A 19,628-nucleotide genomic window follows, 5' to 3' on the forward strand; every position below is an offset into this window, starting at 1 on the left:
ATCCGCCTGCCGGGTCAGCAGTATGATGAGGAGTCAGGCCTGTATTACAACCGCCACCGCTATTATGACCCGCTGCAGGGGCGGTATATCACTCAGGATCCGATTGGGCTGAAGGGGGGATGGAATTTTTATCAGTATCCGTTAAATCCGGTTCAGTATATAGATTCAATGGGACTGGCATCTAAATATGGACACTTAAATAATGGCGGATATGGAGCGAGACCCAACAAACCGCCTACGCCCGATCCAAGTAAGTTGCCAGACATAGCGAAACAATTAAGACTGCCATATCCTATTGACCAGGCCAGTAGTGCGCCTAATGTTTTCAAAACATTCTTCAGAGCATTAAGTCCTTACGATTACACACTGTATTGCAGGAAGTGGGTAAAACCCAATCTGACTTGTACGCCGCAGGATGATCCCCAGTATCCAGGGATGGAGACAAAGACAGCAAGTGATTACCTGCCACAGACAACTTGGCCAACAACTCAATTACCACCAGGATATACTTGTGCAGAACCCTATTTATTCCCAGACATTAATAAACCCGATGGGCCAGCAACAGCAGGGATAGATGATTTGGGTGAAATTTTAGCTAAAATGAAACAGAGAACATCGAGAGGAATAAGAAAATGAAAAGAGCTTTGTTCTTTTTGCTGATGATATTCGTTAGTTTTGGTGTTATAGCTAATTGCGAAACACAAGCTAAAGATCAAGATTGCTTTACCATTTTCACTAAGGGTACTATTTTTTCCGCGTTTCCTGTCTTAAATAATAAAACCATGTGGAGATGGTATCAGAATGAGGACATAGGTGAGTATTATTGGCAAACAGAGCTTGGTATATGTAAAAATAACAAATTCACACCAAGCGGGGCGAGACTCTTAATTCGCGTCGGATCACTACGCCTTAATGAAAATCATGCAACCAAAGGAACGTTGCAGGAGTTGCTAAATACAGCAGAAAAAACGGCGTTTCTCGGCGATCGGTTTAGAAGTTATATAAGAGCGGGTATCTATCAAAAAAAGAGCAGTGATCCAGCTCAGTTGTTGGCAGTCCTTGATAATTCAATCATGGTTAAATATTTTAAAGATGAGAAGCCAACTTATGCTCGAATGACAGCACATCTCCCGAACAAAGATGAGTCTTACGAATGTTTAACAAAAGTACAGCATGAACTGCTTCGTAGTGAAGAAAAATAAAATCTCTTCCTGAGAAAATAAATTAACTATTCGAAAAAATATGTTCTTAATGGGTATCCAGGAACACCAGAAGGTCGATTTGGAAAAATGGATTCCGATGGTAAGAATATCATATATTCTGAATGTAATGTTTTACCCACAACTTTTGAGATTCGATAGGTGTAGAGCATGAGAAACTCACTAATATTACTTATTATGATATTGTTTACAATATCACACTCAGTATTTGGAAAAGAAAATTCAGCGGAAATTTTAGTAAATAGTCGTGAAATGGCTTTGGAATTATCATATGTTTATATTAAATATATATACGGGAAAGAAAAAGCAGAATTTCAGAAACCATATAGTATTACAGATGACAATAATTGTTGGAAAATCGAGGGAAAACAACCGAAGACGTTAGGAGGAAATTTTACAATACTAATAGCGAAAAAAGATGGGCAAGCGTTGGATGTAATACACAAAATAATCCACTGTTCAGACGATTCAAATATTTTACCAAGGTGTGTTTCGTAACTATTTTGTGTACAATATGACTCTACATATCGACGAAAAAACCACTTGATTTGACAGGAACACATTCAAAAAAATTTCTTTTTCATTTCAGGAGCGATTTTCATCTGTTACTTGAAGTATCTGTGAGATTAAGTGACTCCCCCTAACGTCGTACTAAATAGTAATTACTGGCCATACCGGGAGCAGTATTCGGCGCTTCCCACATGCAGCAGAATAACCGCATCAGCGAAGATGTATTGTATTTTTACTATCACAATGTGTACGGACGGTTTATGGAAAAGAATGAACATTAGATACGCGATGCGGCGGCAGGTTACACGGTTATCACTACGATAGCCAATACTGGCTGGTGCATTACCGCCGTGAACAATAGGACGCCGTACTGCTGGAAATTTCTTACCTTTATGACTCCCCGCGCCGCCGTATTGGGAAACGGGAAGCAATCAAGATGAGGCTGATATAATGTGCGGAATGCCTGAGTATTTTTAGAATAGGGGGGTAATATGTTTGATAGAATATATCTTGGTGATCGAGCAATAAAAAATTGAATTTGATTTATGGAGTAAACAAATTAGAATTCAGGTTAATTTAATCTCAAGGATAGCCTATGGTACAACAGAATGGAATTTTTATAATAATGAAGACTTAGAAGATGGTTATTTGGTATTTTCAGATGTTAGTTTCTTCAATATAACTCCTAATGGCTCTATTCCAGATGATTATATAATTTCAATAATTACAGATAATGTCAATGTTGAATATTTTGAATCAACTATAGTTGCTGTTGGTCAAATTCGAAACACAAATGTTGGTGACATTGATAATATTGGTGAATGTCAAATTTTCATCAGGTATAAAGACAGCTGGATTGAGAATAAACTCAAAGAAAAAATAATTGAATAACCATGTTATGTATAGACATTTTAGATGGAACGAACCAGAGGAAGGCATGCCTCCGACTTGGGTTATATGGGCACGGAGTTTTAGTGTAGTGAACTCAACGACGCAAACCGAATAACCTGCCGCTGGCGCTTATCAGCACGTAAGGGACAACAGCGTAGTACGTAGAATAATCCTACCCACGTAGTATGGACACAGGCCTAAGCGAGGTTCTGGTTTTCAAATTTTTCGGGAGTTAGATGATTGGAGGAACAGATGATAAGAATCGCATTTTTAATAACCAATAAATTTCTTGAGATAGATAGTACCACTCTTGCTGGATATGATTTTAGCGGGATGAATCTACATCGTGCCACCCTCAATGGTTATTGTCTTGATGGGGCGAAATTTGAAAAAACTCATTTAAGAAATGTAATGATTCAACATACATCAACTAGAAATGCTGTCTTTCGCAATGCGGCTCTGATGAATGCTATTCTGAATAACTCAGATTTCACTGGAAGTGATTGTAGTAATTCAAGGTCAATAGGTGAAAATTTTAAAGCAATAGATAATCATGGGAAAGATATAATAAATGGAAAAGGATTGCCTAATGTTTGCAAAATACATGACAACGTATAAGAAAATATTATTCAGAACCTATGTGATTGTATCTTTATTTTTACATACAACACATGGGCGCAGTGTAATAATATTATTATAATGCGCAAGTATGAAAGTGAGGGGAAATACACCGTTAGAAATTTGGTCAAAAATAAAGCTATAGCATTGGAATTAGCTGAGATGTATGTTAAAAATCGTTATGGACATGATGCCGAAGAAGAAGAAAAACCATACAAAATCATGGAATTACCAACAAGTTGGATTGTTGAAGGCACCATTGAATCAGACCAAATTGCTGGTAGGGTTTTTATTATAGAAATAGGCAAAAATGACGGGAGAATTCTAAATTTTGGCCACGGAAAATAAGTATGTAAGGATAAACAAACATCGTGTGTGCTGATGGCAGAGTAGGTGGAGGACTCCAGACAGTCAAACGATAGAAAAAGATAGTCTTTATGGAGGTTCCTGCAATGTCGAATACATACCAGAAAAGAAAGGCAAGTAAAGAGTATGGTTTATACAATCAATGTAAGAAACTAAATGATGATGAATTATTTCGCTTACTTGATAATCGCAATTCATTGAAAAGGATTTCATCTGCCAGAGTATTGCAGCTAAGAGGTGGGCAAGACGCTGTTAGATTGGCAATTGAATTCTGCGCTGACAAAAATTATATCCGTAGAGATATAGGAGCATTTATACTCGGGCAAATAAAAGTTTGCAAAAAATGCGAAGATAGCGTTTTTAATATTTTAAAAAAGATGGCACTGAATGATAAAAGTGCTTGCGTTCGAGCTACAGCAATCGAGTCAACTGCTCAGCGATGCAAGAAAAACCCAATTTATTCACCTAAAATAGTAGAACAATCTCAAATTACTGCTTTTGATAAATCGGCTAATGTCAGACGTGCTACGGCATTTGCTATTTCTGTTATCAATGATAAAGAAACAATTCCACTATTGATTAATCTGTTAAAAGATCCAAATGGAGATGTCAGAAACTGGGCCGCATTTGCAATAAATATCAATAAATATGATAATAGTGATATTAGGGATTATTTTGTGGAGATGCTTCAGGATAAAAATGAGGAAGTCCGTATTGAAGCAATAATCGGACTTTCCTACAGAAAAGATAAAAGGGTTTTATCTGTTTTATGCGATGAGTTAAAAAAAAATACTGTTTATGATGATATCATTGAAGCTGCGGGTGAATTAGGTGATAAAACGCTACTTCCTGTTTTAGATACTATGTTGTACAAGTTTGATGACAATGAAATTATAACTTCCGTTATTGATAAGCTGAAGCGTTCATAGCGTGAGTTGCCTATGCACAGTGAGGTATTCCCGCCGGCACGGTGCAGATGCTCGACCGGCTGGAAAGTGAAATCCTGGCTGACCGGGTGAGTGAGGAAAGCCGACGCTGGCTGGCATCGTGCGGCCTGACGGTGGCGCAGATGCAAAACCAGATGGACCCGGTGTACACGCCGGCGCGAAAAATCCACCTGTACCACTGCGACCATCGCGGCCTGCCGCTGGTGCTTATCAGCACGGAAGGGGCAACAGAATGGTGCGCAGAATACGATGAGTGGGGCAACCTGCTGAATGAAGAGAACCCGCACCAGCTGCAGGGGCGGTATATCACTCAGGATCCGATTGGACTGAAGGGGGGATGGAATTTTTATCAGTATCCGTTGAATCCGATAACTGATATTGACCCGTTGGGATTAGCGACCTGTTTATACAGCATAACTTTAGGTATGCTTTCATGCGTTTCAGATACGCCAAGTGATGATAATTCTTATGGTGTGCTTACTATTTCAGTCGCCTCTGGTAATAATGGTAATAATATGCAATGTAAAAATAATCCTGGTTGTACACACTTACAAAATAGAGGCCCAATACCTCCAGGGGTATGGAGCTGGAATGTTAATGGTCCTGGAGCAACTAATAGAAAACCTAATGGTATACGTTTAGTACCGTCAGCAAATACAGAAACGTATAATCGTGATGGATTTTTAACACATAGTTGTTTAAACGCTTTCGGTCCATCTTTAGGACCTCGATTCTGTTCCGAGGGTTGTATAACTGGTTCATCTAATGACATGCAAAAATTAAATGAGCTAATATTTTCAGAGCCAGATAGCACATTAACAGTGACGGACTAGAAATATGGCAAGGTTATTAACAATTGTGCTTTTTTTCTCTATTTCTGCGAATGCAGTTACTGTAAACCAATTTCAGAGAGAGTTGGATTTGGCAGACAAGGCAATATTATGGGCACTAATATCAGCCAGTACCCAAGAGGGACGAAAAGCGTGTTCACTTAGCTATTTTTCATGTAAAGCCGCAGAGGCTGAACTCGGACTGGCATATATGGCTGCTAATGATAACAAGGCATTTCTCACATCCTTATCTAGAATAATGATGTACAAAATAGATGCTGGACTTTCCGAATCCTATACATGCTATTTATTAAGCAAGGGAAAGATCATAAGACCATATCTGAAGAATCTAAATCCACACCAACTTGTCGCTGATTGCATTGAAACTGTAAATAAAAGATAAAAATAAAAAAATCATTGATATAGATTCAGTTAATATTTGCAATGATAATAAAAATATAAATTGGAGAGTTAATAGTACTATTGTAGCCATTGATGATTCTATAAAATGCATCGATGAATAATAACTTAATTATATTTAAAAATATATTAATGACTCACTCTCCAGGAGTTTTTTAACTTAGTGTTATAATGAATACGATAATTAAAAGTGAAGAGAAAAATAGTTGTATACATATATTACATGAACCTACATTGTGATCTATAAATTAAATATTTTTAAATGTGACTGTCATCCTTCAGATAATAAAGCCATCATTGCAATAGATGGAAAAGCACTCCTGCTCTTTTTTGATTAGAGCCGTGGCAGAGGAACAACTCATATCATCATTGCGATCTCGACAATGTATGGTCTGATCCTTCGGCAGATCAAGACGGATAAAAAATCCAATGAGTTCACACTCATCCCGAACTTCTTAACATAATAGATATTAACGAAAAATCATCGCAGCCAATGAAGTAATATGCAAAAATAATTAGTCCTTACAGGGAGCAAAGTTCCATAATCTCCCCCTTCCCTACTCAATGATCCAAATAAAGATAATGCATCCAACTGGTCATTCTCAGCAGCACCTTCCGCATCACCGAAACATGGCTGAAATGGTCGGAGTAAACTGCCACCTGGGCGTAGATGCCGTCGGGTAAGGCATCGATATCAGCGTTAGGGTCCAGTTCAATGGTTCCCAGCACACCGTCCGTGCCGGGCACGACCGTTAATGATTGCAATACCCCTTGCGCCTGATACGAACCGCCTGGCACGACAGGTAAAATACTGGTCAGTTTGCCGTGGAACACCTGCCCAGGTAGCGCGTTAAACACCACTTCCGCATCATCGCCGGGTTTCAGACGTAACAGCGAGTTTTGCCGAAATTGGGCGACAATTTGCCGTTTTTGCTCGGGGATGAAAACCATCACCGGACGTAGCGGCAAGGCAGCTGCGTATGTACCTGGGCGGATCAGTACCTGAGTAACGTAGCCATTGCTTGGTGCGCGAATGACAGTCTGCTCAAGGTTATATTTTGCTTCAGTAAGTTGCGCTCTTAAGCTCACAATCTGCGATTGCTCGCCGTTAACCATACTGTCGAGCTGGCTCTGGATCTGCGCCTGCTCCGCCACCGAGCCTTTCACCAGCGCGTCCTGCGCGAGGAAGTTTTGCCGCGCATCGTCGATGTCACGTTCCGAGAACGGATTCACCGCCGCCTGGCTGCCTTTCAGATAACGTTGATAATTTTTAAATAGACGGTCGCGCTCCGCTGAAACCTGGGTGGTGTTGGCCTGCGCTTCAGTGAGCTGCGCGCGCAGCGTCTTTATATTATGCGTCGCCGTCATCAGGTCAGCCTGAAGTCTGTCAACTCGCGCCTGGTAACGAACCGGGTCGAGTTTAAAAAGCACCTCGCCCTTTTGAATAAGCTGATTATTCTTGTCAGTGACTTCAGTAACAATTCCCGTCACCTGTGGCGTGATGGGGATCGCTATCACTGCCTTTTGCGCGGTAAAAGTGTAAGGGTGATTGTAGTTCATCAACAAAATCAAACCACTCACCAGAAACACGCCTCCCAGCGCCGCCGTCGCCAGCGTCCACTGATTCACCGGAATGCGGAAGATTTTAAAGACCGCCCACGCCAGCGCCACGTAAGTTAAAACGATCAATAGATCCATAATTAGATCTCCGGGAACGTGGAATAGTCAGTCTTTTTCTCGGCGGCGAGTTGATGCTCCAGCCGGGAAATTCGGTCAGAAAGTGCGGCGATTTCCGGGTCAGTCGCTTTCTCCTGCGACGCAACATGTGACTGCATACCCCAGCCACGCTCCGGTTGATAGAGCGTCGCCCAGATCCACAGAAACGGCCAGATAACATGCAGAGTAAACAGGCTCACCCAGCCCGCCGTATGAATAGCGTCGGCATGGGGATGGTTGCGCTTTTTGGCAATCAGATAAGGGATGTCATGTATCGCGATGATTCCATAAAAAATCACCAGAAAGACGAAGATCAGCACTCCCAACGCGAAATAGTTTAGAAACATATCTGCCTCGGATTCACGTTTATCAGTGTTGTTTTTTGGCTGGCAGCCAGAAGGGAGTCAGGCTGATATTTTGACAATAATTCGGGTTCGCGATTCTCGCCATAACACCAAAGAATAATTTTTAGAGGTGATGAGTTGCTTAGTTACATAACGATTTTATGACGAGGGCATAACATGCTGCAGATCACATCAGGTGAACGTCGTAAGAAAATATCTTGTGATTCAGATCACAAAGATTCAACAAACCAACAAAACAAAAATGTGACATTACTCACATTTAAATGCCATTTTTAGCGAAAATCGCCGCCTTGTTGCTTTTTTACACAAGCGTTTTGTGATGAGCATCACGTCAATTACCTCTCTACCCCCTATATTTATGTGACCGATATCACACAAAAGGCCGTCGACTGGACAGTTAACCGATTCAGTGCCAGATTTCGCAGTATCTACAAGGTCCGGCTACCTCTGCCGCCACATTAACAAAAAACCTCGGGCTTCCAGCCTGCGCGACAGCAAACATAAGAAGGGGTGTTTTTATGTCATCCGATATTAAGATCAAAGTGCAAAGCTTTGGTCGTTTCCTCAGCAACATGGTGATGCCAAATATCGGCGCGTTTATCGCGTGGGGTATCATCACCGCGTTATTTATTCCAACAGGGTGGTTACCGAACGAAACGCTGGCGAAGCTGGTCGGGCCGATGATCACTTATCTCCTGCCGCTGCTGATCGGTTATACCGGTGGTAAGCTGGTAGGCGGCGAACGTGGCGGTGTAGTCGGTGCCATCACCACCATGGGCGTTATCGTCGGCGCAGATATGCCGATGTTCCTCGGTTCGATGATTGCAGGTCCGCTGGGCGGCTGGTGCATTAAGCACTTCGACCGCTGGGTAGACGGTAAGATCAAATCCGGTTTTGAGATGCTGGTGAATAACTTCTCCGCAGGCATCATCGGGATGATCCTCGCTATTCTGGCATTCCTCGGCATTGGCCCGATTGTTGAAGCCCTGTCCAAAATGCTGGCTGCGGGCGTTAACTTCATGGTTGTCCATGACATGCTGCCGCTGGCGTCTATCTTTGTTGAACCGGCGAAAATCCTGTTCCTCAACAACGCCATTAACCACGGTATCTTCTCGCCGCTGGGTATTCAGCAGTCCCATGAACTGGGTAAATCCATCTTCTTCCTGATTGAAGCTAACCCAGGTCCGGGTATGGGCGTGCTGCTGGCGTACATGTTCTTTGGTCGTGGTAGCGCTAAACAGTCTGCGGGCGGTGCGGCAATCATCCACTTCCTGGGCGGTATCCACGAAATCTACTTCCCGTATGTGCTGATGAATCCACGTCTGATTCTGGCCGTTATTCTCGGCGGTATGACTGGCGTGTTCACGCTGACTATCCTGGGCGGTGGTCTGGTTTCTCCGGCATCTCCGGGTTCTATCCTTGCGGTACTGGCGATGACACCAAAAGGTGCTTATTTCGCTAACATCGCGGGTGTGTGTGCGGCGATGGCTGTCTCCTTCGTTGTCTCTGCCATTCTGCTGAAAACCAGCAAAGTGAAAGAAGAAGATGATATTGAAGCAGCAACTCGTCGTATGCAGGACATGAAAGCTGAGTCTAAAGGTGCGTCCCCGCTGTCTGCGGGCGATGTGACTAACGACCTGAGCCACGTACGTAAAATCATCGTTGCCTGTGACGCCGGTATGGGTTCCAGTGCGATGGGCGCAGGTGTGCTGCGTAAGAAAATTCAGGATGCAGGTCTGTCGCAGATTTCTGTTACTAACAGCGCGATCAACAACCTGCCGCCAGATGTGGACCTGGTCATCACTCACCGTGACCTGACCGAACGCGCTATGCGCCAGGTTCCGCAGGCACAGCATATTTCGCTGACCAACTTCCTCGACAGCGGCTTGTACACCAGCCTGACCGAACGTCTGGTTGCTGCCCAGCGCCATACTGAAAACGAAGTAAAAGTGAAAGACAGTCTGAAAGACAGCTTTGACGATTCCAGTGCTAACCTGTTCAAACTGGGCGCGGAGAACATCTTCCTCGGTCGCAAAGCGGCAACCAAAGAAGAAGCGATTCGTTTTGCTGGCGAGCAGCTGGTGAAAGGCGGTTACGTTGAGCCAGAATACGTTCAGGCGATGCTGGATCGTGAAAAACTGACCCCGACTTATCTGGGTGAGTCTATCGCGGTGCCACACGGTACGGTTGAAGCGAAAGATCGCGTACTCAAAACGGGCGTGGTGTTCTGCCAGTACCCGGAAGGCGTGCGCTTCGGTGAAGAAGAAGATGACATTGCCCGTCTGGTGATTGGTATTGCTGCCCGTAACAACGAGCACATTCAGGTTATCACCAGCCTGACCAATGCACTGGATGATGAATCCGTCATCGAGCGTCTGGCACACACCACCAGCGTGGATGAAGTGCTGGAACTGCTGGCAGGTCGTAAGTAATCCAATCCCACCTCTCCACATGGAGAAGGTGGGGCTTATTGCCTGATGCGCTACGCTTATCAGGCCTACAAAACAAAGCGCAGTTTGTTGAATTTGCACGTTCTTGTAGGCCGGATAAAGCGTTTACGCCGCATCCGGCGCGGCCCCTCTCCTCACGGAGAGGGTTTGGGTGAGGGAAAAGCCTCACCCCAGCCCTCTCGGGTAAAAACATTGATGAAGGTTAATACTATGAAAGCATTACATTTTGGCGCAGGTAATATCGGTCGTGGCTTTATCGGTAAACTGCTGGCAGACGCGGGTATCCAACTGACGTTTGCCGATGTCAATCAGGTGGTACTTGATGCCCTGAATGCCCGTCATAGCTATCAGGTTCATGTGGTCGGTGAAACCGAGCAGGTAGATACCGTTTCCGGCGTCAATGCCGTCAGCAGCATTGGTGATGATGTCGTTGATCTGATTGCTCAGGTTGATTTAGTCACTACCGCCGTTGGTCCGGTTGTGCTGGAACGTATTGCCCCGGCAATCGCCAAAGGGCTGGTGAAACGTAAAGAACAAGGTAATGAATCCCCGCTGAACATCATCGCCTGTGAAAACATGGTACGCGGCACCACGCAGCTGAAAGGCCATATAATGAACGCCCTGCCGGAAGATGCCAAAGCGTGGGTAGAAGAACACGTTGGCTTTGTCGATTCCGCCGTTGACCGCATCGTGCCGCCTTCGGCTTCTGCAACCAACGATCCGCTGGAAGTGACGGTAGAAACATTCAGCGAATGGATTGTTGATAAAACCCAGTTCAAAGGCGCGTTGCCGAACATTCCAGGCATGGAGTTAACCGACAACCTGATGGCATTTGTCGAACGTAAACTCTTCACCCTGAATACAGGTCATGCTATAACCGCGTACCTCGGAAAAATGGCCGGTCATCAGACCATTCGTGACGCTATTCTCGACGAGAAAATCCGCGCGGTGGTAAAAGGTGCGATGGAAGAAAGTGGTGCAGTATTGATCAAGCGCTACGGCTTTGACGCAGACAAACATGCGGCGTACATCCGGAAAATCCTCGGTCGTTTCGAGAACCCGTACCTGAAAGATGATGTAGAGCGCGTAGGCCGTCAGCCGCTGCGTAAACTGAGTGCTGGCGACCGTCTGATCAAGCCACTGCTCGGAACGCTGGAATATGGTCTGCCACATAAAAACCTGATTGAAGGTATTGCCGCTGCAATGCACTTCCGCAGTGAAGATGATCCGCAGGCTCAGGAACTGGCAGCGCTGATTGCCGACAAAGGCCCACAAGCCGCGCTGGCACAGATTTCCGGTCTTGATGCCAACAGCGAGGTTGTATCCGAGGCGGTAACCGCTTATAAAGCAATGCAATAATGGTGGACCAGGCGCAGGACACCCTGCGCCCGAATAACAGATTGTCAGATATGCAGGCAACAATGGAACAAACCCAGGCCTTTGAAAACCGTGTGCTTGAGCGTCTGAATGCTGGCAAAACCGTGCGAAGCTTTCTGATCACCGCCGTCGAGCTTTTGACCGAGGCGGTAAATCTTCTGGTGCTTCAGGTATTCCGCAAAGACGATTACGCGGTGAAGTATGCTGTAGAACCGTTACTCGACGGCGACGGTCCGCTGGGCGATCTTTCTGTGCGTTTAAAACTCATTTACGGGTTGGGCGTCATTAACCGCCAGGAATACGAAGATGCGGAACTGCTGATGGCATTGCGTGAAGAGCTAAATCACGACGGCAACGAGTACGCGTTTACCGACGACGAAATCCTTGGACCCTTTGGTGAACTGCATTGCGTGGCGGCGTTACCACCGCCGCCACAGTTTGAACCTGCAGACTCCAGTTTGTATGCAATGCAAATTCAGCGTTACCAACAGGCTGTGCGATCAACAATGGTCCTTTCACTGACAGAGCTGATTTCCAAAATCAGCTTAAAAAAAGCCTTCCAAAAGTAAGCAACGTCTGCTTACTGCCCCTCTACCTGCTTCGGCCGATAAAGCCGACGATAATACTCCAGACGTTGTAGATATAACGGCACGCTTTCATCAGGTATTCCGGACGGAATCGCGTTACGGGGAGGTAGTTTTTTCAGATACTCCCGGAACGCCTGGCTCGATGCCATGAAATCTACGGCTTTATCGATAAGAAGCGGAACGTTTTCACCTAATTTGCCCATGATGATATCTCCGTATTACCCCGCGCCGGGAATGCGCGGCCGCCAATTTTAGTTTAGATCCCGGTATAAATGACATTAAGGAAAACGTGCTCAATCCTCAATAATCATCCGTTTCTATTAACTATCTTTTTTCTTTAAATTTCTTAATTAATCAATAAATTGCGTAGTTTTTAAGCATGTTAATGTTTACGTTATAGAACTATTGCAATGTCATCAGTTGTGAACAAAGCACCTGGTCGCGCATACTAGGGGCTATAAATTTATCTTTATCAGAAGCCATCACATGAAAGAAGTCGAAAAAAACGAAATCAAACGTCTCAGCGATCGTCTGGACGCCATCCGCCACCAGCAGGCCGATCTGTCGCTGGTTGAAGCCGCAGACAAATATGCTGAACTGGAAAAAGAGAAAGCCACTCTGGAAGCAGAAATTGCTCGCCTGCGCGAAGTTCACAGCCAGAAACTCAGTAAGGAAGCACAGAAGCTGATGAAGATGCCGTTCCAGCGCGCGATTACTAAAAAAGAGCAAGCTGATATGGGCAAACTGAAGAAGAGCGTTCGCGGACTGGTCGTTGTGCACCCAATGACCGCGCTGGGCCGCGAAATGGGCCTACAAGAGATGACAGGGTTCTCTAAGACTGCGTTTTAAGTTCCTTTCTCGTCGCTGTAATTACAGCCACTCACGATTTACTCGCTCCTGCTGGCACATGCAGGAGCCTGTTTTAGCGATCGAATATTTATAACGTTCTTAACATTATATATTCAACTCCACCTACACTTCTGAGCGCTCGGAGCAGGCTAAATTCTGAAAATCCGGTACAAATTAAAGAATGATGTATCAATATTAACAATGAATTGCCGCATATCAATGCTTGAAACATAATTAATTATTTAAATTTTTCTATCAGCATCGCAAACTTCGCAATAAAACATCACTCAACTGAATATTTACCTTTCCCTGCCCTGGGCCTTTATCCGGTGAAACATTTGACATTGATTGACACCGATCATTAAAATCCGCGCGATTAATATTATTGGCTACAAACCAAAATTGTTTGACACTTAATAACATATTCGCACAACCAATTAATACAAAAATTCTCTAACAAATTTATTTGTCGGATATGCTCCACTCTAATCATTCATAAAAAAAATGATTGTGCCGTAATTATCAACTGTATCGGGATTATGAAAAGGAATTCATCCTATGAACCTAAAGAAAACACTGTTAAGCGTGTTAATAATAGTGCCTCTCTGCTTATTGGCAGGGTGTGACTATATTGAAAAAGCGAGTAAGGTCGACGACCTCGTTACACAGCAAGAGTTGCAAAAAAGCAAAATTGAGGCGCTTGAGAAACAACAGGAACTCGATAAGCGAAAGATAGAACATTTTGAAAAACAACAAACTACTATCATAAATAGTACCAAGACGCTCGCTGGCGTGGTGAAAGCGGTTAAAGACAAACAGGACGAATTTGTCTTTACAGAATTTAACCCGGCACAAACACAATACTTCATTCTAAATAACGGTTCTGTCGGTTTGGCAGGTCGGGTGCTGGCTATTGATGCGGTTGAAAACGGCAGCGTTATTCGTATTTCACTAGTCAATCTATTAAGCGTTCCCGTATCAAATATTGGCTTTCATGCGACATGGGGCAATGAAAGACCCACCGATGCCAAAGCTCTGGCGAAGTGGCAACAATTACTTTTCAACACCACCATGAATTCCACTCTGCAATTAATGCCTGGTCAATGGCAAGACATTAATCTGACATTAAAAGGCGTTTCGCCTAATAACCTGAAGTATCTGAAGTTGTCCATCAATATGGCAAATCTCCAGTTCGACACTGTTCAATCTGCTGAAACTCGGCAGCGAAAAAACAAAAAATAAATGCAGCTTCTGCGCTTATATCAAGGAATAGAGAGCATCAATAATGAACAAAATTTTTAAAGTTATCTGGAATCCAGCGACGGGCAGTTACAGCGTTGCCAGCGAAACGGCGAAGAGCCGTGGCAAAAAGAGCGGACGCAGTAAGCTGTTAATTTCTGCGCTGGTTGCGGGTGGGCTGTTGTCGTCGTTTGGGGCAAGTGCAGATAATTACACTGGGCAGCCAACTGATTATGGCGATGGCTCAGCAGGTGACGGCTGGGTTGCTATCGGTAAAGGTTCAAAAGCAAATACCTTTATAAACACAAGTGGCGCGAGTACAGCTTTAGGTTATGACGCGATAGCCGAAGGTGAGTACAGCTCTGCCATCGGGTCAAAAACCCTCGCAAGTGGTGGAGCATCCATGGCGTTTGGGGTTAGTGCAAAAGCATTAGGTGACAGAAGTGTCGCGCTGGGTGCATCTTCAACAGCAACTGGCGATCGTTCGATGGCTCTTGGTCGTTACGCAAAGACGAACGGTTTTACATCTCTTGCTGTTGGGGACTCCTCCCTTGCCGATGGTGAAAAAACTATTGCGTTAGGAAATACGGCTAAAGCTTACGAAATTATGAGCATCGCCCTCGGTGATAATGCCAATGCGTCAAAAGAATATTCAATGGCGCTGGGTGCAAGTAGCGCCGCATCTGCGGCTAACGCGATTGCAGTAGGCCGCAACAGTGCTGCTGCTGGCGTAGACAGCCTCGCATTAGGTAGACAATCACTTGCCAGTGCAGCGAACGCCATTACGATTGGTGCTGAAAGCGAAGCCGCTGAAAATGCGACGGCTGTAGGTACTAAAGCGAAAGCTCGAGGCAAAAACAGTCTTGCATTAGGTGCAAACAGTGATTCAACAGGTGAAGGTTCTGTTGCCCTGGGATATACAGCAGCGGCTGCTGGCGCAAGTGCTCTTGCCTTGGGGCAAAATGCGCAAGCATCAAACACAAACACCATTGCATTAGGCCAGAACAGCAGCGCATCAACCGCAAATGCTATTGCGATCGGTACAGGAAGTTCTGCGGTTGGATCAAACAGTCTTGCATTGGGAAGTTCATCTTCTGCAGGAGGGAATAATTCCGTCGCGATTGGTGCAAGCTCTACTGCAGATGAAGACAACGTTGTGTCGGTCGGCTCAGGGTCAGCACAGCGTCGCATCGTCAATATGGCGGCAGGTGAAATCTCAACAGACAGTAAAGAAGCCATTAACGGTTCACAACTTTACGCCATTAGTCGGTCGGTAGCAGACAGGCTGGGAGGCGGAGCAGATGTAGCCAGTAACGGAACAATAAAGGGGATGTCTTATAAACTGAAGAAAAGGGATTTCAATAACGTTGGTGAAGCACTCCAGTACCTTGACAATGAAACTCTGCACTGGGACTCAGCTAAAGGGGCTTTCAGCGCCAGTTATATTGTTAAAAATGCTGATGGAACGATTGCCAGTACCGTAGCAGAAAACAAAATCATCAATGTAAAAGATGGCGATATTTCGGCTACCAGTAAAGACGCCATTAACGGCTCTCAGCTGAAAACCACCAACGATAACGTAGCGACCAACACCACCAATATCACCAACCTGACTGATTCCGTTGGCGACCTTAAAGACGATGCCCTGCTGTGGAATGGCACCGCATTCAGCGCCGCTCACGGTACCGATGCCACCAGCAAAATCACCAACGTCAAAGACGGTGATCTGACGGCTGGCAGCACTGACGCGGTAAACGGCTCTCAGCTCAAAACCACTAACGATGCCGTGGCAGCCAACACCACCAATATCGCCACGAACACCACCAACATCACCAACCTGACTGACGCTGTTGACAGTCTCGGTGATGACTCTCTGCTGTGGAACGCTACTGCGGGGGCATTCAGTGCCGCGCACGGTACTGATGCCACCAGCAAAATCACTAACGTCAAAGACGGTGACCTGACGGCTGGCAGCATTGACGCGGTTAACGGCTCTCAGCTCAAAACCACTAACGATGCCGTGGCAGCCAACACCACCAATATCGCCACGAACACCACCAACATCACCAACCTGACTGACGCTGTTGACAGTCTCGGTGATGACTCTCTGCTGTGGAATGATGCAGCGAAAGCATTCAGCGCCGCGCACGGTACTGATGCCACCAGCAAAATCACTAACGTCAAAGACGGTGACCTGACGGCTGGCAGCACTGACGCGGTTAACGGCTCTCAGCTCAAAACCACCAACGATAATGTGGCAACCAACACCACCAATATCGCCACGAATACCACCAACATCACCAACCTGACTGACGCTGTTGACAGTCTCGGTGATGACTCTCTGCTGTGGAACGCTACGGCGGGTGCATTCAGTGCCAAACACGGCACCAACGGTACTGACAGCAAAATCACCAACTTACTGGCAGGCACTGTATCCTCTGATAGCACTGACGCCATTAATGGCTCACAACTTTATGGCTTAGCTGATTCATTTACGTCATACCTTGGCGGTGGTGCTGATATCAGTGATGCGGGTGTATTAACCGGGCCAACCTACACTATTGGTGGTACTGACTACAATAACGTCGGTGATGCTCTGGCTGCCATTAACACGTCATTTAGCACATCACTCGGTGATGCCCTACTCTGGGATGCGACCGCCAAGGGCGGTGACGGTGCGTTTAGCGCCGGTCGCGGAAAAGATAACACGGCCAGCATCATTACTAATGTTGCAGACGGTGCAATTTCCTCTACCAGCAGCGACGCTATTAACGGCTCACAGCTCTATGACACCAGCAAGTACATTGCCGATACTCTGGGTGGTGACGCAGAAGTCAATGCTGACGGCACAATCACCGCACCGACTTATGCCATCGCTGGCGGCAGTTACAGCAACGTCGGTGACGCGCTGGAAGCGATCGATACCACGCTGGATGACGCTCTGTTGTGGGATGCAACAGCCAATGATGGCAATGGTGCATTTAGCGCCGCTCACGGAAAAGATAAAACAGCCAGTGTAATCACTAACGTCGCTAACGGTGCAATCTCTGCCACCAGCAGCGATGCCATTAACGGTTCACAACTGTATACCACCAACAAGTACATTGCCGATGCCCTGGGTGGTGACGCAGAAGTTAACGCTGATGGTTCTATTACTGCGCCGACTTACACCATTGCAAATGCCGAGTACAACAACGTCGGTGACGCCCTGGATGCGCTCGACGATAACGCTCTGCTGTGGGATGCAACAGCCAATGACGGCGCAGGTGCCTACAACGCCAGCCATGACGGCAAGGCCAGCATCATCACAAATGTTGCTGATGGTAACATTGGCGAAGGCAGCACTGACGCCATCAACGGTTCTCAGCTGTTTAACACCAATATGCTGATCCAGCAGAACAGCGAAATCATCAATCAGCTTGCCGGTAACACCAGCGAAACCTACATCGAAGATAACGGTGCGGGCATTAACTATGTACGTACCAACGACAACGGCTTAGCGTTCAACGATGCCAGCGCTTCAGGTATTGGCGCTATGGCTGTGGGTTATAACGCTGTCGCCTCAGGCGAAAGCAGCGTAGCCATTGGTCAAGGTAGCAGCAGCTCCGTTGATACGGGTATCGCCCTGGGTAGCAGTTCCGTTTCCAGCCGTGTAATAGTTAAAGGTTCTCGTGACACCAGCGTGTCGGAAGAAGGTGTTGTGATTGGTTATGACACCACGGATGGCGAACTACTTGGTGCGTTGTCTATTGGTGATGACGGTAAATATCGTCAAATCATCAACGTAGCCGATGGTTCCGAAGCCCATGACGCCGTTACGGTTCGCCAGTTGCAAAATGCCATTGGTGCAGTCGCTACCACGCCGACCAAATACTTCCACGCTAACTCAACAGCTGAAGATTCACTGGCTGTCGGTGAAGACTCGCTGGCAATGGGTGCGAAAACCATTGTTAATGGTGATGCAGGGATCGGTATTGGCCTGAACACTCTGGTGTTAACTGATGCAATCAACGGTATTGCTATCGGTAGCAACGCGAGTGCAAATCATGCAAACAGTATTGCGATGGGTAGTGGTTCCCAGACCACCCGTGGTGCGCAGACTGACTACACCGCCTACAACATGGACGCGCCGCAGAATTCTGTCGGTGAATTCTCTGTCGGCAGCGAAGACGGTCAACGTCAGATCACCAACGTCGCGGCTGGTTCAGCGGATACCGATGCGGTTAACGTAGGTCAGTTGAAAGTCACTGATGAGCGCGTAGCGCAAAATACCCAGAGCATTACTAACCTGAACAATCAGGTGACGAATCTGGATACTCGCGTTACCAATATCGAAAACGGCATTGGCGATATCGTAACCACCGGTAGCACCAAATACTTCAAGACCAACACCGATGGCGTAGATGCCAACGCGCAGGGTAAAGATAGTGTTGCGATTGGTTCTGGTTCCATTGCTGCCGCTGACAACAGCGTCGCGCTGGGTACCGGTTCCGTGGCCAACGAAGAAAACACCATCTCTGTGGGTTCTTCTACCAACCAGCGTCGTATCACCAACGTTGCTGCAGGTGTTAATGCCACCGATGCGGTTAACGTTTCGCAGCTGAAGTCTTCTGAGGCAGGCGGCGTTCGTTACGACACCAAAGCTGATGGTTCTATAGACTACAGCAACATCACTCTCGGTGGTGGTAATGGCGGTACGACTCGCATCAGCAACGTCTCCGCTGGCGTCAACAACAACGACGCAGTGAACTATGCGCAGCTGAAGCAAAGCGTGCAGGAAACGAAGCAATATACCGATCAGCGGATGGTTGAGATGGATAACAAACTGTCCAAAACCGAAAGCAAGTTGAGCGGTGGTATCGCTTCTGCAATGGCAATGACCGGTCTGCCGCAGGCTTACACTCCAGGTGCCAGCATGGCCTCTATTGGTGGCGGTACTTACAATGGTGAATCGGCTGTTGCTTTAGGTGTGTCGATGGTGAGCGCCAATGGTCGTTGGGTCTACAAATTACAAGGTAGTACCAATAGCCAGGGTGAATACTCCGCCGCGCTCGGTGCCGGTATTCAGTGGTAATGCTCCATTAACTTAGTGTGACTAAGGGCAATTCTCTGATGAGGATTGCCCTTTTCTTTACCAGACATCTCCCTCCACCAAGAATTGGCCCTACCAATTCTTCGCTTATCTGACCTCTGGTTCACAATTCCCCAATTAAAACTCACATCAATATTGCCAATGCATAACA

The 19,628-nt window shown here is 46.0% G+C and carries 15 protein-coding genes and 5 pseudogenes; 17 read left to right on the forward strand and 3 right to left on the reverse strand.

Going from position 1 to position 19,628, the window contains the following annotated elements; translation table 11 throughout:
• From ACJHX3_RS09705 to ACJHX3_RS09755, 11 genes and pseudogenes are all read left to right on the forward strand, one after another.
• Positions 1–636 (forward strand): RHS repeat-associated core domain-containing protein (locus tag ACJHX3_RS09705; RefSeq protein WP_059333206.1); only part of this gene is annotated, 636 nt, incomplete at its 5' end.
• Positions 633–1,202: a hypothetical protein gene (locus ACJHX3_RS09710; RefSeq protein WP_000816740.1), complete on the forward strand. Its 570-nt coding sequence runs from the start codon at positions 633–635 to the stop codon at positions 1,200–1,202. The genes ACJHX3_RS09705 and ACJHX3_RS09710, both read left to right, overlap by 4 nt.
• A 168-nt stretch (positions 1,203–1,370) precedes the next feature.
• Positions 1,371–1,718 (forward strand): NTF2 fold immunity protein, encoded by a 348-nt coding sequence (locus ACJHX3_RS09715; protein ID WP_001246151.1) that lies wholly within the window; start codon positions 1,371–1,373, stop codon positions 1,716–1,718.
• Positions 1,719–2,318: 600 nt separating this feature from the next.
• Complete coding sequence (locus ACJHX3_RS09720; protein WP_247180473.1) at positions 2,319–2,621, forward strand: DUF6258 family protein; 303 nt, start codon at positions 2,319–2,321, stop codon at positions 2,619–2,621.
• Between the two features lie 252 nt (positions 2,622–2,873).
• Positions 2,874–3,113, forward strand: a pseudogene (locus ACJHX3_RS09725) (pentapeptide repeat-containing protein); the annotation flags it as partial.
• A gap of 39 nt (positions 3,114–3,152) precedes the next feature.
• Positions 3,153–3,239: pseudogene (locus ACJHX3_RS09730) on the forward strand (pentapeptide repeat-containing protein); the annotation flags it as partial.
• Positions 3,211–3,587, forward strand: a pseudogene (locus ACJHX3_RS09735) (NTF2 fold immunity protein). The pseudogenes ACJHX3_RS09730 and ACJHX3_RS09735, both read left to right, overlap by 29 nt.
• A 104-nt stretch (positions 3,588–3,691) precedes the next feature.
• Complete coding sequence (locus ACJHX3_RS09740; protein WP_000072870.1) at positions 3,692–4,534, forward strand: HEAT repeat domain-containing protein; 843 nt, start codon at positions 3,692–3,694, stop codon at positions 4,532–4,534.
• Positions 4,535–4,552: 18 nt separating this feature from the next.
• Positions 4,553–4,953 (forward strand): annotated as a pseudogene (locus ACJHX3_RS09745) (RHS domain-containing protein); the annotation flags it as partial.
• Positions 4,930–5,385 carry a tlde1 domain-containing protein gene (locus ACJHX3_RS09750; RefSeq protein WP_371736995.1) on the forward strand — a complete coding sequence of 152 codons (456 nt, stop codon included), beginning with the start codon at positions 4,930–4,932 and terminating at the stop codon, positions 5,383–5,385. The pseudogene ACJHX3_RS09745 and the gene ACJHX3_RS09750, both read left to right, overlap by 24 nt.
• Positions 5,386–5,389: 4 nt before the next feature.
• Positions 5,390–5,906, forward strand: a pseudogene (locus ACJHX3_RS09755) (Imm57 family immunity protein).
• Positions 5,907–6,363: 457 nt separating this feature from the next.
• Here ACJHX3_RS09755 and ACJHX3_RS09760 read toward each other — a convergent pair.
• Positions 6,364–7,500, reverse strand: coding sequence for an HlyD family secretion protein (locus ACJHX3_RS09760; protein ID WP_000364934.1), 1,137 nt, complete (start codon positions 7,498–7,500; stop codon positions 6,364–6,366).
• A gap of 2 nt (positions 7,501–7,502) precedes the next feature.
• Positions 7,503–7,865 carry a DUF3302 domain-containing protein gene (locus ACJHX3_RS09765; protein WP_000479624.1) on the reverse strand — a complete coding sequence of 121 codons (363 nt, stop codon included), beginning with the start codon at positions 7,863–7,865 and terminating at the stop codon, positions 7,503–7,505.
• A 536-nt stretch (positions 7,866–8,401) separates the two neighbouring features.
• On the opposite strand from ACJHX3_RS09765, the gene mtlA reads away from it, so the two are divergent.
• The 3 genes from mtlA to mtlR all read left to right on the forward strand — a co-directional run bounded on the left by mtlA (position 8,402) and on the right by mtlR (position 12,279).
• The gene (mtlA, locus tag ACJHX3_RS09770) at positions 8,402–10,315 is read left to right on the forward strand and encodes a PTS mannitol transporter subunit IICBA (RefSeq protein ID WP_000093252.1); all 1,914 of its coding nucleotides are present in this window, start codon (positions 8,402–8,404) and stop codon (positions 10,313–10,315) included.
• A gap of 228 nt (positions 10,316–10,543) precedes the next feature.
• Complete coding sequence (mtlD, locus tag ACJHX3_RS09775; RefSeq protein ID WP_024042033.1) at positions 10,544–11,692, forward strand: mannitol-1-phosphate 5-dehydrogenase; 1,149 nt, start codon at positions 10,544–10,546, stop codon at positions 11,690–11,692.
• Positions 11,692–12,279: a mannitol operon repressor MtlR gene (mtlR, locus tag ACJHX3_RS09780; RefSeq protein ID WP_000228269.1), complete on the forward strand. Its 588-nt coding sequence runs from the start codon at positions 11,692–11,694 to the stop codon at positions 12,277–12,279. The genes mtlD and mtlR overlap by 1 nt, the downstream gene beginning before the upstream one ends.
• A gap of 11 nt (positions 12,280–12,290) precedes the next feature.
• Here the strand turns inward: mtlR and yibT are convergent, their stop codons facing one another.
• On the reverse strand, positions 12,291–12,500 hold the full coding sequence (gene yibT / locus ACJHX3_RS09785; RefSeq protein WP_000517100.1) for a protein YibT: 210 nt from the start codon (positions 12,498–12,500) through the stop codon (positions 12,291–12,293).
• Between the two features lie 283 nt (positions 12,501–12,783).
• Here yibT and ACJHX3_RS09790 point away from each other — a divergent pair, with 283 nt between their 5' ends.
• From ACJHX3_RS09790 to ACJHX3_RS09800, 3 genes are all read left to right on the forward strand, one after another.
• Positions 12,784–13,146: a YibL family ribosome-associated protein gene (locus tag ACJHX3_RS09790; protein WP_000665680.1), complete on the forward strand. Its 363-nt coding sequence runs from the start codon at positions 12,784–12,786 to the stop codon at positions 13,144–13,146.
• Positions 13,147–13,704: 558 nt separating this feature from the next.
• Positions 13,705–14,388 (forward strand): DUF3251 domain-containing protein, encoded by a 684-nt coding sequence (locus ACJHX3_RS09795; protein ID WP_001049677.1) that lies wholly within the window; start codon positions 13,705–13,707, stop codon positions 14,386–14,388.
• A gap of 43 nt (positions 14,389–14,431) precedes the next feature.
• Complete coding sequence (locus ACJHX3_RS09800; RefSeq protein ID WP_410236137.1) at positions 14,432–19,459, forward strand: YadA-like family protein; 5,028 nt, start codon at positions 14,432–14,434, stop codon at positions 19,457–19,459.
• The last annotated feature ends 169 nt before the right edge of the window (positions 19,460–19,628 follow it).

The organism is Escherichia sp. WS1265 (genome assembly GCF_046487585.1).
GTDB lineage: Bacteria > Pseudomonadota > Gammaproteobacteria > Enterobacterales > Enterobacteriaceae > Escherichia > Escherichia coli.